This is a genomic window from Streptomyces sp. NPDC007983, assembly GCF_042958345.1.
Lineage (GTDB): Bacteria > Actinomycetota > Actinomycetes > Streptomycetales > Streptomycetaceae > Streptomyces.
In genome coordinates this window covers 874029-892567 of sequence record NZ_JBIBJI010000003.1, presented here as the reverse complement: position 1 = coordinate 892567, position 18539 = coordinate 874029, and the positions used below count along the sequence as shown (strand labels likewise).

General features: G+C 69.7%; 16 protein-coding genes. 14 read left to right on the top strand and 2 right to left on the bottom strand.

What is annotated here, in order from left to right; genetic code table 11:
- Positions 1 to 81: 81 nt before the first annotated feature.
- Positions 82 to 882 carry an NlpC/P60 family protein gene (locus ACFZCY_RS13310; RefSeq protein ID WP_391171959.1) on the bottom strand — a complete coding sequence of 267 codons (801 nt, stop codon included), beginning with the start codon at positions 880 to 882 and terminating at the stop codon, positions 82 to 84.
- Positions 883 to 1615: 733 nt separating this feature from the next.
- Here ACFZCY_RS13310 and ACFZCY_RS13305 point away from each other — a divergent pair.
- The 14 genes from ACFZCY_RS13305 to nuoN all read left to right on the top strand — a co-directional run bounded on the left by ACFZCY_RS13305 (position 1616) and on the right by nuoN (position 17836).
- Entirely contained in the window at positions 1616 to 1975 is a 360-nt protein-coding gene (locus ACFZCY_RS13305) for an NADH-quinone oxidoreductase subunit A (protein ID WP_055555973.1), read from the top strand.
- Positions 1976 to 2007: 32 nt separating this feature from the next.
- Positions 2008 to 2562 (top strand): NADH-quinone oxidoreductase subunit B family protein, encoded by a 555-nt coding sequence (locus ACFZCY_RS13300; RefSeq protein ID WP_361485071.1) that lies wholly within the window; start codon positions 2008 to 2010, stop codon positions 2560 to 2562.
- Positions 2559 to 3296 carry an NADH-quinone oxidoreductase subunit C gene (locus ACFZCY_RS13295; RefSeq protein WP_391171956.1) on the top strand — a complete coding sequence of 246 codons (738 nt, stop codon included), beginning with the start codon at positions 2559 to 2561 and terminating at the stop codon, positions 3294 to 3296. Before ACFZCY_RS13300 ends, ACFZCY_RS13295 begins: the two co-directional genes overlap by 4 nt.
- Positions 3296 to 4630 (top strand): NADH-quinone oxidoreductase subunit D, encoded by a 1335-nt coding sequence (locus tag ACFZCY_RS13290; RefSeq protein WP_391171954.1) that lies wholly within the window; start codon positions 3296 to 3298, stop codon positions 4628 to 4630. The genes ACFZCY_RS13295 and ACFZCY_RS13290 overlap by 1 nt, the downstream gene beginning before the upstream one ends.
- A gap of 109 nt (positions 4631 to 4739) precedes the next feature.
- Positions 4740 to 5549 (top strand): NADH-quinone oxidoreductase subunit NuoE, encoded by an 810-nt coding sequence (gene nuoE / locus ACFZCY_RS13285; protein ID WP_055556166.1) that lies wholly within the window; start codon positions 4740 to 4742, stop codon positions 5547 to 5549.
- The gene (gene nuoF / locus ACFZCY_RS13280) at positions 5549 to 6928 is read left to right on the top strand and encodes an NADH-quinone oxidoreductase subunit NuoF (protein WP_391171952.1); all 1380 of its coding nucleotides are present in this window, start codon (positions 5549 to 5551) and stop codon (positions 6926 to 6928) included. Before nuoE ends, nuoF begins: the two co-directional genes overlap by 1 nt.
- Positions 6925 to 9420 (top strand): NADH-quinone oxidoreductase subunit G, encoded by a 2496-nt coding sequence (locus tag ACFZCY_RS13275; RefSeq protein ID WP_391171950.1) that lies wholly within the window; start codon positions 6925 to 6927, stop codon positions 9418 to 9420. Before nuoF ends, ACFZCY_RS13275 begins: the two co-directional genes overlap by 4 nt.
- Entirely contained in the window at positions 9417 to 10781 is a 1365-nt protein-coding gene (gene nuoH / locus ACFZCY_RS13270) for an NADH-quinone oxidoreductase subunit NuoH (protein ID WP_391171948.1), read from the top strand. The genes ACFZCY_RS13275 and nuoH overlap by 4 nt, the downstream gene beginning before the upstream one ends.
- Positions 10771 to 11391 (top strand): NADH-quinone oxidoreductase subunit NuoI, encoded by a 621-nt coding sequence (gene nuoI, locus ACFZCY_RS13265; protein WP_391171946.1) that lies wholly within the window; start codon positions 10771 to 10773, stop codon positions 11389 to 11391. The genes nuoH and nuoI overlap by 11 nt, the downstream gene beginning before the upstream one ends.
- Positions 11388 to 12266: an NADH-quinone oxidoreductase subunit J gene (locus tag ACFZCY_RS13260; protein WP_391171944.1), complete on the top strand. Its 879-nt coding sequence runs from the start codon at positions 11388 to 11390 to the stop codon at positions 12264 to 12266. The genes nuoI and ACFZCY_RS13260 overlap by 4 nt, the downstream gene beginning before the upstream one ends.
- A complete protein-coding gene (gene nuoK / locus ACFZCY_RS13255; RefSeq protein WP_009715954.1) occupies positions 12263 to 12562 on the top strand; it encodes an NADH-quinone oxidoreductase subunit NuoK in 300 nt (99 codons plus the stop codon). The genes ACFZCY_RS13260 and nuoK overlap by 4 nt, the downstream gene beginning before the upstream one ends.
- A gap of 16 nt (positions 12563 to 12578) precedes the next feature.
- On the top strand, positions 12579 to 14519 hold the full coding sequence (nuoL, locus tag ACFZCY_RS13250) for an NADH-quinone oxidoreductase subunit L (RefSeq protein WP_391171942.1): 1941 nt from the start codon (positions 12579 to 12581) through the stop codon (positions 14517 to 14519).
- Positions 14520 to 14522: 3 nt separating this feature from the next.
- Positions 14523 to 16187, top strand: a complete 1665-nt coding sequence (locus ACFZCY_RS13245; RefSeq protein ID WP_391171940.1) for an NADH-quinone oxidoreductase subunit M — start codon at positions 14523 to 14525, stop codon at positions 16185 to 16187.
- Complete coding sequence (nuoN, locus tag ACFZCY_RS13240) at positions 16184 to 17836, top strand: NADH-quinone oxidoreductase subunit NuoN (protein WP_391171938.1); 1653 nt, start codon at positions 16184 to 16186, stop codon at positions 17834 to 17836. Before ACFZCY_RS13245 ends, nuoN begins: the two co-directional genes overlap by 4 nt.
- 155 nt (positions 17837 to 17991) lie before the next feature.
- Here the strand turns inward: nuoN and ACFZCY_RS13235 are convergent, their stop codons facing one another.
- Positions 17992 to 18495, bottom strand: coding sequence for a hypothetical protein (locus tag ACFZCY_RS13235; RefSeq protein ID WP_361485049.1), 504 nt, complete (start codon positions 18493 to 18495; stop codon positions 17992 to 17994).
- Positions 18496 to 18539 lie beyond the last annotated feature (44 nt).

Below are 18539 nucleotides of genomic sequence, written 5' to 3'. Positions count from 1 at the left end.
ACGCGTGAGGCCGCCGTTCCGCTATGAGCGGCGAGGAACGGCGGCCTCATGGCCGAAAACAGCCTGCTACGACGCAGAGGCTCAGAGGACGCGGACGGCCCCGGTCGGCTGGTCGTAGTCCAGCGGACGCTCGACGATGCCCGTGCTGGGGTTCTGGGCGCCGATGAACTTGCCGCCGCCGATGTAGACGCCGACGTGGTACGCGCTGCCCGAGCTGCCCCAGTAGAGCAGGTCGCCCGGCTGGAGGTTGTCCAGCGACACCTGGGTGCCGGTGGCCGACTGGTCCTGGGAGACCCGCGGCAGGTCGATGCCGACCTGCTTGAACGCGGCCTGGGTCAGGCTGGAGCAGTCGTACGAGGACGGACCGCTGGAACCGAGCACATACGCCTTGCCCAGCTGCGCCTTGAGGAAGCTGATCACCGCGGCGGCGTTGCCGGTGGCGTTCGAGACGGAGGTGGTGGAGAGGGTGGCGCGCTCGGCGGAGCGGGACGCCTTCTCGGCCCGGGCCTCGGCGGCCTTCTTGGCGGCGGCACGGCGCGCCTCGGCCTCGCGCTCCTTCTTGTCGGCCTCCGCCTTGGCCTTCTTGGCGGCGGTCTTCGCCTGGGAGGCCGCCTGGTCCTGCTGGGCCTGGAGCTCGTAGCCGGAGGCCGCCTGCTGGGTGGCGGCAGCCGTCTGCGCGGCCGTGTTCGCCAGCGTGTCGCTGACGGTCGGCATTTCGAGCGTCGCCTCGTGGGCGGACGGCTCGGCGGCGGAGGCGGGCACCGCGGCGCCGGCCACCGCGAGGGTGAGGAAGCCACCGGTCATCCCTGCGCGGAGTGCACGCGTGGAAGCGGCGGCACGGCGGGGCTTCCGGTGGCTGGGTATGTGTGCGATCGGGGACATAGGTCACTGGGTACCAGGGCCCAAAGGCCCGGATCAACAAAAGTGGGCTGCGCCACATTGGGCGTGTACATGCCCAAAATCCGGGCTAAATGATCTTCATCGCGGGCGCCGGAGCCATGTCCGAATTCCTCGATCATGTGCGTACGCATGGCATTTGGCGTCGCGCGGTAACGGCGGGCGGCCTATCACTGATGCGGCCCGCATACCAATGGTTCCCGCCAAATCGAGATCCACAACTCTTCGCGGGGTGGGATACCTCACTCACTCGTGTCCATTTTGTGACGCTCGTGAACGGAGGCGCGAAGCGGTGATCAAAGGGTGCTCGGGCCGGGTCCGGGTGACGGGTCGAGGGAGGCCGAGGGAGAGGGTCACTCGCGCGGATGGCGCCCCAATATCAGCTGACGTCGCCCCGCTCAAATTTGCATGTATGTACCATATCTTGGTAGGGGCGCAACGCGCTCACCTGTGATGACATCCTCGGTTGTCACCTCTCGTGACCGAATGGATGCTTCGTGTACAAGATCACCGCTCATCCGACTTCATGATCCTTCGTCAGGTGGTGGAGATCACAAAGACGTTGACGTACCCCGTGTCGCAGATCACAGACCGACGGGCATAAGATGCAGGCGAAACGGGCTTGTGAACTGCCTCACATGAGCACGATCTTCGTGGGGCGACGGCACGTCCGTGCGGTCCGCCAGCCAGTCATCGTCGACTGAAGGGAGCGAGGACGGTGAACGCATACGCGCCCATCCTCGTACTGGGAGCCCTCGGGGCAGCTTTTGCGATCTTCTCGGTGTTCATGGCCGCGATCATCGGCCCCAAGCGCTACAACCGGGCCAAGCTCGAGGCCTACGAGTGCGGGATCGAGCCGACTCCACATCCGGCCGGCGGTGGGCGCTTCCCCATCAAGTACTACCTGACGGCGATGCTCTTCATCGTCTTCGACATCGAGATCGTCTTCCTCTACCCCTGGGCCGTCACCTTCGACGCCCTCGGGTTGTTCGGGCTCGTGGAGATGCTCCTCTTCGTGCTCACCGTCTTCGTCGCCTACGCCTACGTGTGGCGGCGCGGCGGCCTGGAGTGGGACTAAAGGGGCTCAAGAGGAGATAGGGGAAACAGCGCATGGGTATCGAAGAGAAACTTCCGAGCGGGTTCCTGCTGACCACCGTCGAACAGGCCGCCGGGCTGGCCCGTAAGTCCTCCGTCTTCCCGGCCACCTTCGGCCTGGCCTGCTGCGCCATCGAAATGATGACGACGGGCGCCGGACGCTACGACCTCGCCCGCTTCGGCATGGAGGTCTTCCGCGGCTCGCCCCGGCAGGCCGATCTGATGATCGTCGCCGGGCGGGTCAGCCAGAAGATGGCCCCGGTGCTGCGCCAGGTCTACGACCAGATGCCGAACCCGAAGTGGGTCATCTCGATGGGCGTGTGCGCCTCCAGCGGCGGCATGTTCAACAACTACGCGATCGTGCAGGGCGTCGATCACATCGTCCCCGTCGACATCTATCTGCCCGGCTGCCCGCCGCGGCCGGAGATGCTCTTGGACGCGATCCTCAAACTGCACCAGAAGATCCGCGAGGAGAAGCTCGGCGTGAACCGCGAGCGTGCGGCCCGTGAGGCGGAGGAAGCGGCGATGAAGGCGCTCCCGACGATCGAGATGAAGGGGCTGCTGAGGTGACAGCGAACGGTAACGGGGTCAATCCCGAGAAGGACCTCAACGCCGAGAACCTCCCCGGCCGCCGCGGTGACCAGGGCGAGGCCATCCGCGTCCAGCGCGGCATGTTCGGCGCCAACAACGGCGGCGACACCACCGGCTACGGCGGTCTGGTGCGCCCCGTGAGGCTGCCGGGCCAGGCGAACCGCCCGTACGGGGGCTGGTTCGACGAGGTCGCCGACGAACTCGAGGGCGCGCTGGAGGAGCAGTCGCTGCTCCCGGCCAACGCGATCGAGAAGACCGTCGTGGACCGCGACGAGCTGACCTTCCACATCGCCCGCGAGCACCTGCCGCGGGTCGCCCGGACCCTGCGCGACGACCCGGCGCTCCGCTTCGAGCTGTGCACGGGCGTCAGCGGCGTTCACTTCCCCGGCGACAAGGGCCGTGAGCTGCACGCCGTCTACCACCTGCGGTCGATCACCCATAACCGGGTGATCCGGCTGGAGGTGAGCGCCCCGGACAGCGATCCGCACATCCCGTCGATCGTCGACGTCTATCCGACCAACGACTGGCACGAGCGGGAGACCTACGACTTCTTCGGCATCGTCTTCGACGGTCACCCCGCGCTCACGCGGATCATGATGCCGGACGACTGGCAGGGCTTCCCTCAGCGCAAGGACTACCCCCTCGGCGGCATCCCCGTCGAGTACAAGGGCGCCCAGATCCCGGCTCCGGACCAGCGGAGGTCGTACAGCTGATGTCTGCAACCCACGCAACCCCCTCCGCCTCCGCGCGCGAGACCACCGAGGGCACCGTCTACACCGTCACCGGCGGCGACTGGGACGAGGTCGTGGCCTCCGCGGCGAAGGCCGACGACGAGCGGATCATCGTCAACATGGGTCCGCAGCACCCCTCCACCCACGGGGTGCTCCGGCTGATCCTGGAGATCGACGGCGAGACGGTCACCGAGGCCCGCTGCGGAATCGGTTATCTGCACACCGGGATCGAGAAGAACCTCGAATTCCGGAACTGGACGCAGGGCACCACGTTCGTGACGCGCATGGACTATCTGACGCCCTTCTCCAACGAGGCGGCGTACTGCCTGGGCGTCGAGAAGCTGCTCGGCATCGAGGACCAGATCCCGGACCGCGCCACCGTCATCCGGGTGCTGATGATGGAGCTGAACCGGATCTCCTCTCACCTGGTGGCCATCGCCACCGGCGGCATGGAGCTGGGCGCGACCACCGTCATGATCTACGGCTTCCGCGACCGCGAACTGGTCCTGGACCTCTACGAGCTGATCACCGGCCTGCGGATGAACCACGCGTACATCCGGCCCGGCGGCCTCGCCCAGGATCTGCCGCCCGGCGCGGTCGACCAGATCCGCGCCTTCCTGAAGACGATGCGCAAGAACCTGGTCGAGTACGACAAGCTCGCGACCGGGAACCCCATCTTCAAGGCCCGCCTCCAGGACGTCGGCTACCTCGACCTCGCGGGCTGCATGGCGCTCGGCGTGACCGGCCCGATACTGCGCTCGACCGGCCTGCCGCACGATCTGCGCAAGGCCCAGCCGTACTGCGGCTACGAGACGTACGACTTCGAGGTGCCGACCGCCGACACCTGCGACGCGTACGGGCGCTTCCTGATCCGGCTGGAGGAGATGCGCCAGTCGCTGCGGATCGTCGAACAGTGCCTGGACCGGCTGGAGCCCGGGCCGGTGATGGTCGCGGACAAGAAGATCGCCTGGCCCGCGCAGCTCGCGCTCGGAGCGGACGGGCTCGGCAACTCCCTCGACCACATCAAGAACATCATGGGCACCTCGATGGAGGCCCTGATCCACCACTTCAAGCTGGTGACCGAGGGATTCCGGGTCCCGCCCGGACAGACGTACGTGGCCGTCGAGTCGCCCAAGGGCGAACTGGGCGTGCACATGGCCAGCGACGGCGGCACCCGTCCGTACCGCGTCCACTTCCGTGATCCGTCGTTCACCAATCTCCAGGCCGTGGCGGCCATGTGCGAAGGCGGCCAGGTCGCCGACGTCATCGTCGCCGTCGCGTCCATCGACCCCGTGATGGGAGGCGTCGATAGGTGACCGGCGCACACGCGGCCGCTCGGCCGCAGACGACGACGATGGCCGCACCTCTGCGCCGCGTGGGCGGAGAAGGGAACAGTGAGGCACCGTGACGGATGTGACGCTGGGGATGCCGCAGCTGCCGGCCCCCGACTACCCGGCCGAGGTGCGGTCCCGGCTCGAGGCGGACGCCGCGGAGGTGATCGCCCGCTACCCGGACAGCCGCAGCGCCCTGCTGCCGCTGCTGCACCTGGTGCAGTCCGAGGAGGGCCATGTCACCCGCACCGGCATGCGGTTCTGCGCCGAGATGCTGGACCTGACCACCGCCGAGGTCACCGCGGTCGCCACCTTCTACACCATGTACCGGCGCAAGGCCTCGGGCGACTACCAGGTCGGGGTGTGCACCAACACCCTGTGCGCGGTGATGGGCGGGGACGCGATCTTCGAGGAGCTGCAGCGCCATCTGGAGCTGGGCAACGGGGAGACCACCGAGGACGGCAAGGTCACCCTGGAGCACATCGAGTGCAACGCGGCCTGCGACTTCGCCCCCGTGGTGATGGTCAACTGGGAGTTCTTCGACAACCAGACCGTCGACTCCGCCAAGCGGCTGGTCGACGACCTCCGGGCGGGCCGCACCGTCACCCCGACCCGGGGCGCTCCGCTGTGCACGTTCAAGGAGACCGCGCGCATCCTCGCCGGTTTCCCCGACCCGCGCCCCGGAGCCGTCGAGGCCGGTGGCTCCGCCGGTCCCGCCTCGCTCACCGGGCTGCGGCTGGCCAAGGGGGAGGAGGCGCCCGGCCGGGTCGTCTCGCCGCGGCACGGGGGAGCCCCGCAGGACGAGACGCCGCCGGCGCATCCCAGTTCGCACGACGCGCCGCAGCGGACCTCGGCCTCCGATCCGCACCACCCGTCAGGTCCGGTCGCCGAGGAGGGGGAGTGATGACCGTGACGACCGAGCGATCCGAGCACAGCCCCGAGAAGCTGCTGGCTCCCGTGCTCTCCGCGCACTGGGACGAGGCGAAGTCCTGGACGCTGCGCGCCTATCTGCGGCACGAGGGCTACCAGGGCAGCGCCAAGGCGCTCGCCATGGACCCCGATGCCGTGATCGCGCTGGTGAAGGACGCCGGACTGCGCGGCCGCGGCGGCGCGGGCTTCCCCACCGGGATGAAGTGGCAGTTCATTCCGCAGGGCGATGGCAAGCCGCACTATCTCGTCGTCAACGCCGACGAGTCGGAACCCGGCACCTGCAAGGACATCCCCCTTCTCTACGCCAATCCGCACGCCCTCATCGAGGGCATGGTCATCGCCTGCCACGCCATCCGCTCCGAACACGCCTTCATCTACCTGCGCGGCGAGACCGTGCCGGTGCTGCGGCGGCTGCACGAGGCCGTACGCGAGGCATACGAGGCGGGCTACCTGGGCACGGCCGAACGGCGCAGGCAGAAGCTCGGGGTGGACGGACTTCCCGGCCTCGACATCACGGTGCACGCGGGCGCGGGCGCGTACATCTGCGGTGAGGAGACCGCACTGCTGGACTCGCTGGAGGGACGCCGCGGCCAGCCCCGGCTGCGGCCTCCCTTCCCCGCGGTGGCCGGTCTGTACGCGTGCCCCACTGTCGTCAACAACGTCGAATCCATCGCCTCGGTTCCCTCGATCCTGAACAAGGGCAAGGAATGGTTCCGTTCCATGGGCAGCGAGAAGTCCCCGGGCTTCACGCTCTACTCGCTGTCGGGCCATGTGGCCAACCCCGGCCAGTTCGAGGGCCCGCTCGGCATCACCCTGCGCCAGCTGCTCGACATGAGCGGCGGTATGCGACCCGGCCACCGGCTGAAGTTCTGGACGCCCGGCGGCTCGTCCACCCCGCTGCTCACCGAGGAGCACCTCGACGTGCCCCTGGACTACGAGGGCGTGGGCGCGGCCGGGTCGATGCTGGGCACCAAGGCGCTCCAGTGCTTCGACGAGACCACCTGCGTGGTGCGGGCGGTGACCCGCTGGACCGAGTTCTACGCGCATGAATCCTGCGGCAAGTGCACACCCTGCCGCGAGGGCACGTACTGGCTGGTGCAGCTGCTGCGCGACATCGAGGCGGGCAAGGGGCGGATGGCCGACCTCGACAAGCTGGCCGACATCGCCGACAACATCAACGGCAAGTCGTTCTGCGCGCTGGGCGACGGCGCCGCCAGCCCCATCTTCTCCTCGCTGAAGTACTTCCGGGCGGAGTACGAGCAGCACATCACCGGCGGAGGCTGTCCCTTCGACCCGGCCAAGTCCACCGTCTGGGCCGACGAGCCGCGCACCACTCTGGGGGTGACCGCATGACCGTGACCACCAACGCACCCTCGGGAGGCGGGGAGGCGGCGGTGCCGCGAGAGGATCTGGTCTCCGTCACCATCGACGGGATCGAGATCTCCGTCCCGAAGGGGACGCTGGTCATCCGCGCCGCCGAACTCCTCGGGATCGAGATCCCGCGCTTCTGCGACCATCCGCTGCTCGACCCCGCGGGCGCCTGCCGCCAGTGCATCGTCGAGGTGGAGGGCCAGCGCAAGCCGATGGCCTCGTGCACCATCACCTGCACCGATGGCATGGTCGTGAAGACCCAGCTCACCTCGCCGGTCGCCGAGAAGGCGCAGCGCGGGGTGATGGAGCTGCTGCTGATCAACCATCCGCTGGACTGCCCGGTCTGCGACAAGGGCGGTGAATGCCCGCTGCAGAACCAGGCGATGAGCGCCGGACAGGCCGATAGCCGCTTCGAGGGCCAGAAGCGCACGTTCGCCAAGCCGGTCCCGATCTCGGCCCAGGTGCTGCTGGACCGCGAGCGCTGTGTGCTGTGCGCGCGCTGCACCCGCTTCTCCAACCAGATCGCGGGCGACCCGATGATCGAGCTGCTGGAGCGCGGCGCGCTGCAGCAGGTCGGCACCGGCGAGGGTGACCCGTTCGAGTCGTACTTCTCCGGCAACACCATCCAGATCTGCCCGGTGGGCGCGCTCACCTCGGCCGCGTACCGCTTCCGCTCCCGCCCCTTCGACCTGGTCTCCTCGCCGAGCGTGTGCGAGCACTGCGCGGGCGGCTGCGCGACCCGCACCGACCACCGGCGCGGCAAGGTCATGCGGCGCCTCGCGGCGGACGACCCCGAGGTCAACGAGGAGTGGATCTGCGACAAGGGCCGCTTCGGCTTCCGCTACGCCCAGCTCCCGGACCGGCTCTCCACCCCGCTGATGCGGAACCGCGAGACGGGGAAGCTGGAACCGGCGGGCTGGCCGGAGGCCCTGGCGGCGGCGGCCGAGGGGCTGGCCGCGGCGCGCGGCCGCACCGGGGTGCTGACCGGCGGCCGGCTGACGGTGGAGGACGCGTACGCGTACGCCAAGTTCGCGCGGACCGTCCTGGAGACCAACGACATCGACTTCCGGGCCCGGGCGCACAGCGATGAGGAGGCCGACTTCCTGGCCGCCCACATCGCGGGCCGCGGCCGTGACCTGGACGGTGGCGGACTGACGTACGCCGCGCTGGAGAAGGCGCCCGCGGTGCTGCTGGCCGGGTTCGAGGCCGAGGAGGAGGCGCCCGGCGTCTTCCTGCGGCTGCGCAAGGCGCACCGCAAGCACGGCCAGCGCACCTTCTCGCTCGCCACCCACGCCACCCGGGGCCTGACGAAGGCGGGCGGCACCCTGCTGCCCGCCGCGCCCGGCACCGAGACCGAGTGGCTGGACGCGATCGCGGGCCGCACCGGTCTGGACGAGGACGGTGAGCGGGCCGCCGAGGCGCTGCGCCAGGAAGGCGCGGTCATCGTCGTCGGCGAGCGGCTGGCGTCGGTCGCGGGCGGACTGACCGCCGCCGTACGGGCCGCCGCCGCCACCGGCGCCACGCTCGCGTGGATCCCGCGCCGGGCGGGCGAGCGGGGCGCGATCGAGGCGGGCGCGCTGCCCGGGCTGCTGCCCGGCGGCCGCCCGGCGCACGATCCGCGGGCCCGCGAGGAGACCGCCGCGGTGTGGGGGATCTCCGATCTGCCGCACCAGGTGGGCCGCGACACCGGCCAGATCGTGGAGGCCGCGGCGAGCGGCGGGCTCGGCGCGCTGCTGGTCGGCGGGGTCGAGCCGGCGGATCTGCCCGATCCGGCGCGGGCCCTGGCGGCCCTGGACGCGGCGGAGTTCGTAGTCAGCCTGGAGCAGCGGCCCTCGGAGGTCACCGAGCGGGCGGACGTGGTGCTCCCGGTGGCGGCGGTCGCCGAGAAGTCCGGCACGTTCCTCAACTGGGAGGGCCGGGCCCGGCCGTTCGAGGCCGCGCTCAAGCCCGACCAGATGACCCGCCGTCACACCCTCCCGGACGCCCGGGTGCTGCACATGCTGGCCGACGCCCTCGACACGGACCTGGGCCTGCCGGACGTGGCGGCCGCCCGCGCCGAGCTGACCCGGCTCGGCACCTGGCAGGGGCTGCGCGCCACCGCCCCGCTGGAGACCGGGGGCCCGCTGCCCCGGCCCGCCGAGGGCGAGGCGGTGCTCGCCGGTCACCGGCTGCTGCTCGACCAGGGACGGCTCCAGGAGGGCGATCCGGCGCTGACGGCGACCCGGCACGCCGCGGTGGCCCGGCTCTCGGCGGCGACCGCCGAGGAGGCGGGGGTGCGCGACGGCCAGCCGCTGCGCGTCACCGGCCCGGCCGGCTCCGTCCAGCTGCCCCTGTGCGTGACGCCGATGCCCGACCGGGTCGTCTGGCTGCCGCTGGCCTCCACCGGCGGCGGCGTGCGGCGCGATCTGGGCGCCGGCCCCGGTGACGTCGTCACGATCACCGCTCCTGTGACCGAGCCGGAGGTGACCTCATGAGGTATCTCGCCGCGGAGGACCTGTCGATGTTCGGCCACGACCCGTGGTGGCTGATCCTGATCAAGGCCGTCTTCTGCTTCGCGTTCCTGATGCTGACGGTGCTGATCTCCATCGTCATGGAGCGCAAGGTGATGGGCTGGATGCAGCTGCGCATCGGCCCGAACCGGCACGGCCCCTGGGGCATGCTCCAGTCCCTCGCGGACGGCGTGAAGCTGATGCTCAAGGAGGACGTGGTCGTCAAGGGCGCCGACAAGGTGGTCTACGTCCTGGCGCCGATCGTCGCGGCCATCCCCGCCTTCATGGCGGTCGCGGTGATCCCGTTCGGCCCGTCCGGCGGGGAGGTGTCCGTGTTCGGGCACCGCACCGCGATGCAGCTGACCGATCTGCCGATCGCCGTCCTCTACATCCTCGCCACCGCCTCGGTCGGCATCTACGGCATCGTGCTGGCGGGCTGGTCGTCCGGGTCGACGTATCCGCTCCTCGGCGGCCTGCGCTCCTGCGCCCAGATGATCAGCTACGAGATCGCGATGGGCGTGTCCTTCGCGGCGGTGTTCCTCTACTCCGGGTCGATGTCGACCTCGCAGATCGTCGCCTCGCAACAGGACCGCTGGTACGTGGTGCTGCTCCCGGTCTCGTTCCTCATCTACATCGTGGCGATGGTCGGGGAGACCAACCGGGCGCCGTTCGACATGCCGGAGTCCGAGGGCGACCTGGTGGGCGGATTCAACACCGAGTACTCGTCGATCAAGTTCGCGCTGTTCATGCTCGCCGAGTACGTCAACATGGTCACCGTCTCGATGGTCGCCGTGACCCTCTTCCTCGGCGGCTGGCGGGCGCCCTGGCCGATCAGCACCTTCTGGGAGGGCGCCAACCACGGCTGGTGGCCGCTGCTGTGGTTCCTCGGCAAGGTCGTCTCGTCGCTGTTCGTCTTCATCTGGATCCGCGCCTCGGTGCCCCGGGTGCGCTACGACCAGTTCATGAAGCTGGGCTGGAAGGTCCTCATCCCGATCTCGATGGTCTGGCTGATGCTGGTCGCCACCGTGCGGGCACTGCGCAACGAGAACTACGACAACCAGTCGATCGTGCTGTACGTCGGCAGCGCGGTGATCGTGCTGCTGCTGCTGTCCTTCGTCGTCGACGTCTTCCGCGACCGCGGGGCGGCGGCGAAGGGCGAGGCCGAACCGGCTGAGGAGGGCCCCGAGCCCGCCTTCGACCCGATGGCGGGCGGATTCCCGGTGCCGCCGCTGCCCGGCCAGTCCCTGCCGCCCGTACCGCGACGGCGCTCCCGACAGGACCGGGAGCTGATTGTCAGCGGTGGCCCCGACACTGTCAGTGACGGAAAGGAGGCCGATGGTGTCTGACTTCCAGAACCCGGTGGCCGGCTTCGGCGTGACCTTCAAGGCCATGTTCAAGAAGCGGCTGACCGAGCAGTACCCCGAGGAGAAGAAGCCCACCGCGCCCCGCTTCCACGGACGTCACCAGCTCAACCGGCATCCGGACGGGCTGGAGAAGTGCATCGGATGCGAGCTGTGCGCCTGGGCCTGCCCGGCGGACGCGATCTACGTGGAGGGCGCGGACAACACCGACGAGGAGCGCTACTCCCCGGGCGAGCGCTACGGCCGCGTCTACCAGATCAACTATCTGCGCTGCATCCTGTGCGGCCTGTGCGTCGAGGCGTGCCCCACCCGGGCGCTGACCATGACCAATGATTACGAGCTGGCCGACCGCACCCGCGAATCGCTCATCTACACCAAGGAGGAGCTGCTCGCGGGGCTTCAGGAGGGCATGGTCGACAGCCCGCACGCCATCTACCCCGGGATGGACGAGCAGGACTACTACCGGGGGCTGGTGACCGAGGCCGCGCCCGGGACCACCCGTCAGACCGCGGTCAGCAAGGGCGAGACCCTGTCCGACCAGGCCGCGGGGAACGAGGAGACGCAGGCGGAGAACCAGCAGGGGGTGGAGGCATGAGCGGCGCACTGGCCGCGGCGGCCTCCACCACCTCCACCGGGGAGGCCGTCCAGTTCTGGGTGCTCGGCACGGTCGCCGTGATCGGCGCGCTGTGTACGATCCTGATGCGCAAGGCCGTACACAGCGCCCTGAGCCTGGCCGGCACCATGATCGTCCTGGCGATCTTCTACCTCGCCAACGGGGCGTATTTCCTGGGCGTCGTCCAGATCGTCGTCTACACCGGCGCGATCATGATGCTCTTCCTCTTCGTCGTGATGCTGGTCGGCGTCACCGCGGCGGATTCGCTGAAGGAGACCCTGAAGGGGCAGCGCTGGCTCGCCGCCCTGTGCGGGCTGGGCTTCGGCATCCTGCTGTGCGCCGGAATCGGGAACGCCTCGCTGAAGACGTTCGACGGGCTGGCGCAGGCCAACTCCGGCGGCAACGTGGAGGGTCTGGCGGCCCTGGTCTTCACCAAGTACGTCTTCGCCTTCGAGATCACCGGCGCGCTGCTGATCACCGCGGCGGTCGGCGCGATGGTGCTGACCCACCGCGAGCGCACCGAGCGCGCGCGCAGCCAGCGCGAGCAGTCCGAGGCGCGGGTGCGCACCGGCAAGCACGTCCCGCCGCTGCCCGCCCCCGGTGTCTACGCCCGGCACAACGCGGTGGACATCCCGGGTCTGCTGCCCGACGGCACGACCTCCGAGCTGAGCGTCAACGCGACGCTGCGCGGCCGCGGCCAGATCCGGGACGTCTCCGGTGAGGCGCTGGCGGAGCTGGCGGCGCTGGAGCGGCGCTCGGAGCGCTGGCTGGGGCGGCGGGCCCCCGAAGACGCTGCCGGCGAGGACGCCGCCAGCGCCTCCGAGGACGCCGAGCACCACAAGGGAGTCGCCAAGTGAATCCGGTCAACTACCTCTACCTGGCCGCCCTGTTGTTCACCATCGGTGCGGCCGGGGTCGTGATCCGGCGGAACGCGATCGTCCTCTTCATGTGCGTCGAGCTGATGCTGAACGCGTGCAACCTCGCGTTCGTCACCTTCTCCCGGCTGCACGGCAACCTCGACGGCCAGATCATCGCGTTCTTCACGATGGTCGTCGCGGCGGCGGAGGTCGTGGTCGGCCTCGCGATCATCGTGACCGTCTTCCGCTCCCGCCATTCGGCCTCGGTCGACGACGCCAGCCTGATGAAGCTCTAGAAGGGGTCGCGTTCAAGTGGAGAACCTCATCGGATTGCTCGTCGCGGCCCCGCTGCTCGGCGCTGCCCTGCTGCTGTGCGGGGGGCGGCGGCTGGACCGCACGGGCCACTACCTCGGCACGGTGCTCGCGGGCGCCTCCTTCGTGATCGGCGCCGTGCTCTTCGCCGACATGCTCGGCCGGGGCGAGCACGACCGCGCCCTGCACAGCCAGGTCTTCAGCTGGATTCCGGTGGGCGGCTTCCGCGCGGACGTCGCCTTCCAGCTCGACCAGCTGTCGATGACCTTCGTCCTGCTGATCTCGGGTGTGGGCACGCTGATCCACATCTACTCGATCGGCTACATGGCGCACGACGAGCGGCGCCGCCGCTTCTTCGGCTATCTCAATCTCTTCCTCGCGGCCATGCTGCTGCTCGTCCTCGCCGACAACTACCTGCTGCTGTACGTCGGCTGGGAGGGCGTCGGCCTCGCCTCGTACCTGCTCATCGGCTTCTGGCAGCACAAGCCGAGCGCGGCGACGGCGGCGAAGAAGGCGTTCATCGTCAACCGCGTCGGCGACATGGGCCTGTCCATCGCGATCATGCTGATGTTCACGACCTTCGGATCCTTCGCCTTCGCCCCCGTGCTGTCGAACGCGACCGACGCGAGCGAGGGCAAGCTCACCGCCATCGGGCTGATGCTGCTGCTCGCCGCGTGCGGCAAGTCGGCCCAGGTGCCGCTGCAGTCCTGGCTCGGCGACGCGATGGAGGGCCCGACCCCGGTCTCGGCCCTGATCCACGCGGCGACCATGGTGACCGCGGGCGTCTACCTGATCACCCGCTCCGGCGCGATCTTCAACGCGGCGCCCGACGCCCAGGCCGCGGTGGTCGCGGTCGGCGCGGTCACGCTGCTCTTCGGTGCGATCGTCGGTTGCGCGAAGGACGACATCAAGAAGGCCCTGGCCGGGTCCACCATGTCGCAGATCGGCTACATGATCCTGGCCGCCGGGCTCGGCCCGATCGGCTATGTCTTCGCGATCATGCACCTGGTCACCCACGGCTTCTTCAAGGCGGGCCTGTTCCTCGGCGCCGGGTCGGTCATGCACGCCATGAACGACGAGGTCGACATGCGCAAGTACGGCGGTCTGCGGAAGTACATGCCGGTCACCTTCGTCACCTTCGGGCTCGGCTACCTCGCCATCATCGGCTTCCCGGGGCTCTCCGGCTTCTGGTCCAAGGACAAGATCATCGAGGCGGCCTTCGCCAAGGGCGGCACCGAGGGCTGGATCCTCGGCGGCGCGGCCCTGCTGGGCGCGGCCATCACCGCGTACTACATGACGCGCGTGATGCTGATGACGTTCTTCGGCGAGAAGCGCTGGGAGCCCGCGCCCGACCCGGACAAGGCGCCCAGCGTCGAACCCGGTATCGACGTGCGCCCCGGCGAGCTGCCGCATCCGCACGAGTCGCCGAAGTCCATGACCATCCCCATGATCGTCCTGGCTTTCGGATCGGTCTTCGCGGGCGGGCTGTTCAGCCTGAACGACGCGTTCCTGAAGTGGCTGGAGCCGGTCACCGGCCACAGCCACGGCGACTCCCCGCTCAGCGCCGCCGCCGTCACCGCCGGGACGATGGTCGTCCTGGCCGTCGGCGTCGCCCTCGCCTGGGCGCAGTACGGGCGCCGGCCCGTGCCGCGCACCGCGCCGCGCGGCTCCCTGCTCACCCGGGCCGCCCGCCGCGACCTGCTCCAGGACGACTTCAACCATGTCGCGCTCGTCCAGCCCGGCCGCTACCTCACCCGCGGCCTGGTCTACGTCGACCACAAGCTGGTCGACGGGGTGGTCAACGGCACGGCGGCCGGGGTCGGCGGACTCTCCGGCCGATTGCGCAAGGTCCAGAACGGCTACGCCCGTACGTACGCGGTCTCGATGTTCGGCGGTGCGGCGCTTCTCATCGCCGCGACCCTGCTGATGAGGGCGGTCTGAGTCATGTCATTTCCCCTGCTGACGGTCACGGCCGCGGTGCCCGCCCTGGGCGCGGTCGCCACCGCTGCCGTGCCCGCCGCCCAGCGTGCCGCCGCCAAGTGGGTGGCGCTGGCCTTCTCCCTGGTCACCCTCGCCCTCGCGGCGGTCGTCCTGGTCCGCTTCGACCCGGGCGGCGCCCGTTTCCAGCTCACCGAGTCCCATGCCTGGATCAAGGACTTCGGGGTCCGCTACGAACTGGGAGTGGACGGCATCGCGGTCGCCCTGATCGCGCTCACCGCCGTGCTCATCCCCTTCATCATCCTGGCGGGCTGGCATGACGCCGACCCGCTGGAAGGCGCCCGGCCCAACCGCCGCTGGCGGCCCACCCAGGGCTTCTTCGCGCTGATCCTGCTGGTCGAGGCGATGGTGGTGATCTCCTTCGAGGCCACCGACGTCTTCCTCTTCTACATCTTCTTCGAAGCCATGCTCATCCCGATGTACTTCCTCATCGGCGGCTTCGGGGACCGGGCCGGGGAGCGGTCCGAGGAGGAGACGGCCACCCAGCGCTCCTACGCCGCCGTGAAGTTCCTGCTGTACAACCTGGCGGGCGGGCTGATCATGCTGGCCGCGGTGGTCGGGCTCTACGCGGTCACCGCCGACGACCTGGGCACCGGCACCTTCTCGCTCCAGCAGATCGTGGACGCCCGGGCGAGCGGCCGGCTCGACATCGGCACCGGCATCGAACGGCTGCTGTTCCTCGGCTTCTTCTTCGCCTTCGCGGTGAAGGCGCCGCTGTGGCCGCTGCACACCTGGCTGCCCAACGCGATGGGCGAGTCCACCTCCCCCGTCGCCGTGCTGATCACCGCGGTCGTCGACAAGGTCGGCACCTTCGCGATGCTCCGCTTCTGCCTCCAGCTCTTCCCCGAGGCCAGCAAGTGGGCCACCCCGGTGATCCTGGTCCTCGCGCTCATCAGCATCATCTACGGCGCGCTGCTGGCGATCGGCCAGCGGGACATCAAGCGGCTGATCGCCTACGCGTCGATCTCCCACTTCGGCTTCATCATCCTCGGCATCTTCGCCATGACCACCCAGGGCCAGGGCGGCGCCACCCTCTACATGGTCAACCACGGCATCTCGACCGCCGCGCTGATGCTGGTCGCCGGGTTCCTCATCACCCGGCGCGGCTCGCGGCTCATCGCCGACTACGGCGGTGTGCAGAAGGTCGCCCCGGTGCTCGCCGGCACCTTCCTGATCGGCGGTCTGGCCACCCTCTCGCTGCCCGGGCTCGCGCCCTTCATCAGCGAATTCCTGGTGCTCGTCGGCGCGTTCAGCCGCTATCCGGCGGCCGGTGTGATCGCCACCGTCGGCATCGTGCTCGCCGCGCTCTACGTCCTCATCCTCTACCAGCGCACCATGACCGGCCCGGTGAAGGAGGAGGTGCGGTCCATGCCCGATCTGCGGCCGCGCGAGCTGCTCGTCGTCGCGCCGCTGATCGCCCTGCTGCTCTTCCTCGGCGTCTACCCCAAGCCGCTGACCGCGATCGTCAACCCGGCGGTGGACCACACGCTGTCCGTGGTGGACGAGAAGGATCCCAAGCCCGCTCACCCCGTCACTGACGCGGGCTGGTTCCACTACAGCCCCAAGCCCGAGGGTGCGTCCCACGACGGTGCTTCCGGAGGTGCCAAGTGACCCACGCGGCCACTGTCCACAGCCTGTGGACGACAGCGGCGGCGGCGCCCGACAAGATCCCCGCGCCGCACATCGAGTACGGGCAGCTGGCGCCCACCCTGATCGTGCTCGGCGCCGCGATCATCGGCGTACTGATCGAGGCGTTCCTGCCGCGCGCCCAGCGTTACGCAGCGCAGCTGTTCGTCTCCGTCGTCTCCCTCGCCGCGGCCTTCGCGGCCGTCATCGGCCTCGCCGCGAGCGACTACGGCACCGGAAAGGCCCATGTCGCGGCCATGGGCGCCGTCGCCATCGACGGGCCCGCGCTCTTCCTCCAGGGCACCATTCTCCTGGTCGCGCTGGTCTCGGTGTTCACCTTCGCCGAGCGGCGGCTCGATCCGGTCGTCCACGGCAACCGCGTCGACAACTTCGCGGCCCAGGCCGCCGCCATCCCCGGCGGCGACGCCGAAAAGGCCGCCGTCAAGGCCGGGTTCACCACCACCGAGGTCTTCCCGCTGGTCCTCTTCGCGGTGGGCGGCATGCTCGTCTTCCCCGCCGCGAACGATCTGCTGACCCTCTTCGTGGCGCTGGAGGTCTTCTCCCTCCCGCTGTACGTCCTGTGCGCGCTCGCCCGGCGCCACCGGATGCTCTCCCAGGAGTCCGCCGTCAAGTACTTCCTGCTCGGCGCCTTCTCCTCGGCGTTCCTGCTCTTCGGGATCGCCCTGCTGTACGGCTACGCGGGCACCGTGACGTACGCCGGTCTCGCGGACGTCGTCGACGGCCAGGTCCGCAACGTCACCCCGGCCCTCGCCGGGACCATGGGCAACGACGCGCTGCTGCTCATCGGCGGTGCGATGGTGCTGATGGGCCTGCTGTTCAAGATCGGTGCCGTTCCGTTCCACATGTGGACCCCGGACGTCTACCAGGGCGCCCCCACCCCGGTCACCGGCTTCATGGCCGCGGCCACCAAGGTGGCGGCCTTCGGCGCGCTGCTGCGGCTGCTGTACGTCGTCCTGCCGGGGCTGCGCTGGGACTGGCGGCCCGTGATGTGGGGCGTCGCCATCGTCACCATGCTCGGCGGCGCGATCGTCGCCGTCACCCAGACCGATGTGAAGCGGCTGCTGGCCTACTCCTCCATCGCGCACGCCGGGTTCATCCTCGCCGGTGTCATCGCCACCACCCCCGAGGGCATCTCCTCCGTCCTCTTCTACCTCGCCGCGTACTCCTTCGTGACCCTCGGCGCCTTCGCGGTGGTCACCCTGGTCCGCGACGCGGGCGGCGAGGCCACCCACCTGTCGAAGTGGGCCGGGCTCGGCCGCCGTTCACCCCTGGTGGCCGCGGTCTTCGCGGTCTTCCTGCTGGCCTTCGCCGGTATCCCGCTGACCAGTGGGTTCGCGGGGAAGTTCGCGGTCTTCAAGGCGGCGGCGGACGGGGGCGCGGGCGCGCTGGTCGTGATCGGTGTGATCTCGTCGGCGATCGCGGCCTTCTTCTACATCCGCGTCATCGTGCTGATGTTCTTCAGCGAACCCCGCACCGACGGCCCCTCGGTGGCCGTCCCGAGCCCCCTGACGTCCTCGGCGATCGCGATCGGCGTCGCGGTCACGGTGGTCTTGGGCGTGGCCCCCCAGTACTTCCTGGACCTGGCGGGCCAAGCGGGCGTCTTCGTGCGGTAGCCGCACCAGCCGCTTCCGGTTGGCTCCGCCACGGCACGGACACCACGATGGTGTCCGTGCCGTGGCGGTGGTGCGCAGGCCCCGGGGCTTGGGTCGGCGCTTGGTCCGTGGGTGCCGGGGCGTGCTCGCGGGTCGCGGGAGATCGGCTGGAGGAGTCAGCTCGACGGGAGGTTCGTCGGCAGGTCGGTGGGGATGCCGGAGGGCAGCGAGGTCGGGATGTCCGACGGGAAGTCGCTGGGGGAGGTGGTCCGGGTGAACGTGTCGTTCTCGGAGAGCGCGTCCCAGTCGACGGTGAGCGTCTTGCCGTCCCCGCTCGGGGCCACCTTGCCCATGGTGCGGTCGGTGTTGCCGTCGGCGCACTTGAGCATCAGCATCTTCTCGCCGGTGTCGGTGTACTCACCGTTGCACAGGTGCTTGCCCGAGATCAGGGAGGCCTTCTCGCCGCCGATGGACAGGATGATCGTCTGCCCGCCGGTCTTGGCCAGATAGGCGCCGGTGATCTTGGAGTTCGCGCCCCCCTCCGCCGGGGCGCTCGACTCCTGTGCCGACGGGGTGTCCTTGGACGTGTCCTTCGTCCCCTCGTCGCTGTCGCTGCCGCATGCCGTGAGCAGGAGGGCGGCCGCGGCCACCGTTCCGGCGATGCTCGCTGCCTTCTTCACGCGCTTCTCCTTGGCTGTCAGGGCTGTCGGGGCAGGAGCACGAC

Excerpts from the sequence above, each read along its gene's own strand:
- ACFZCY_RS13310 (WP_391171959.1), bottom strand. The coding sequence starts at position 882 with ATGTCCCCGATCGCACACATACCCAGCCACCGGAAGCCCCGCCGTGCC.
- ACFZCY_RS13300 (WP_361485071.1), top strand. The coding sequence starts at position 2,008 with ATGGGTATCGAAGAGAAACTTCCGAGCGGGTTCCTGCTGACCACCGTC.
- ACFZCY_RS13290 (WP_391171954.1), top strand. The coding sequence starts at position 3,296 with ATGTCTGCAACCCACGCAACCCCCTCCGCCTCCGCGCGCGAGACCACC.
- nuoE (WP_055556166.1), top strand. The coding sequence starts at position 4,740 with ATGCCGCAGCTGCCGGCCCCCGACTACCCGGCCGAGGTGCGGTCCCGG.
- nuoF (WP_391171952.1), top strand. The coding sequence starts at position 5,549 with ATGACCGTGACGACCGAGCGATCCGAGCACAGCCCCGAGAAGCTGCTG.
- ACFZCY_RS13275 (WP_391171950.1), top strand. The coding sequence starts at position 6,925 with ATGACCGTGACCACCAACGCACCCTCGGGAGGCGGGGAGGCGGCGGTG.
- nuoH (WP_391171948.1), top strand. The coding sequence starts at position 9,417 with ATGAGGTATCTCGCCGCGGAGGACCTGTCGATGTTCGGCCACGACCCG.
- nuoI (WP_391171946.1), top strand. The coding sequence starts at position 10,771 with ATGGTGTCTGACTTCCAGAACCCGGTGGCCGGCTTCGGCGTGACCTTC.
- ACFZCY_RS13260 (WP_391171944.1), top strand. The coding sequence starts at position 11,388 with ATGAGCGGCGCACTGGCCGCGGCGGCCTCCACCACCTCCACCGGGGAG.
- ACFZCY_RS13245 (WP_391171940.1), top strand. The coding sequence starts at position 14,523 with ATGTCATTTCCCCTGCTGACGGTCACGGCCGCGGTGCCCGCCCTGGGC.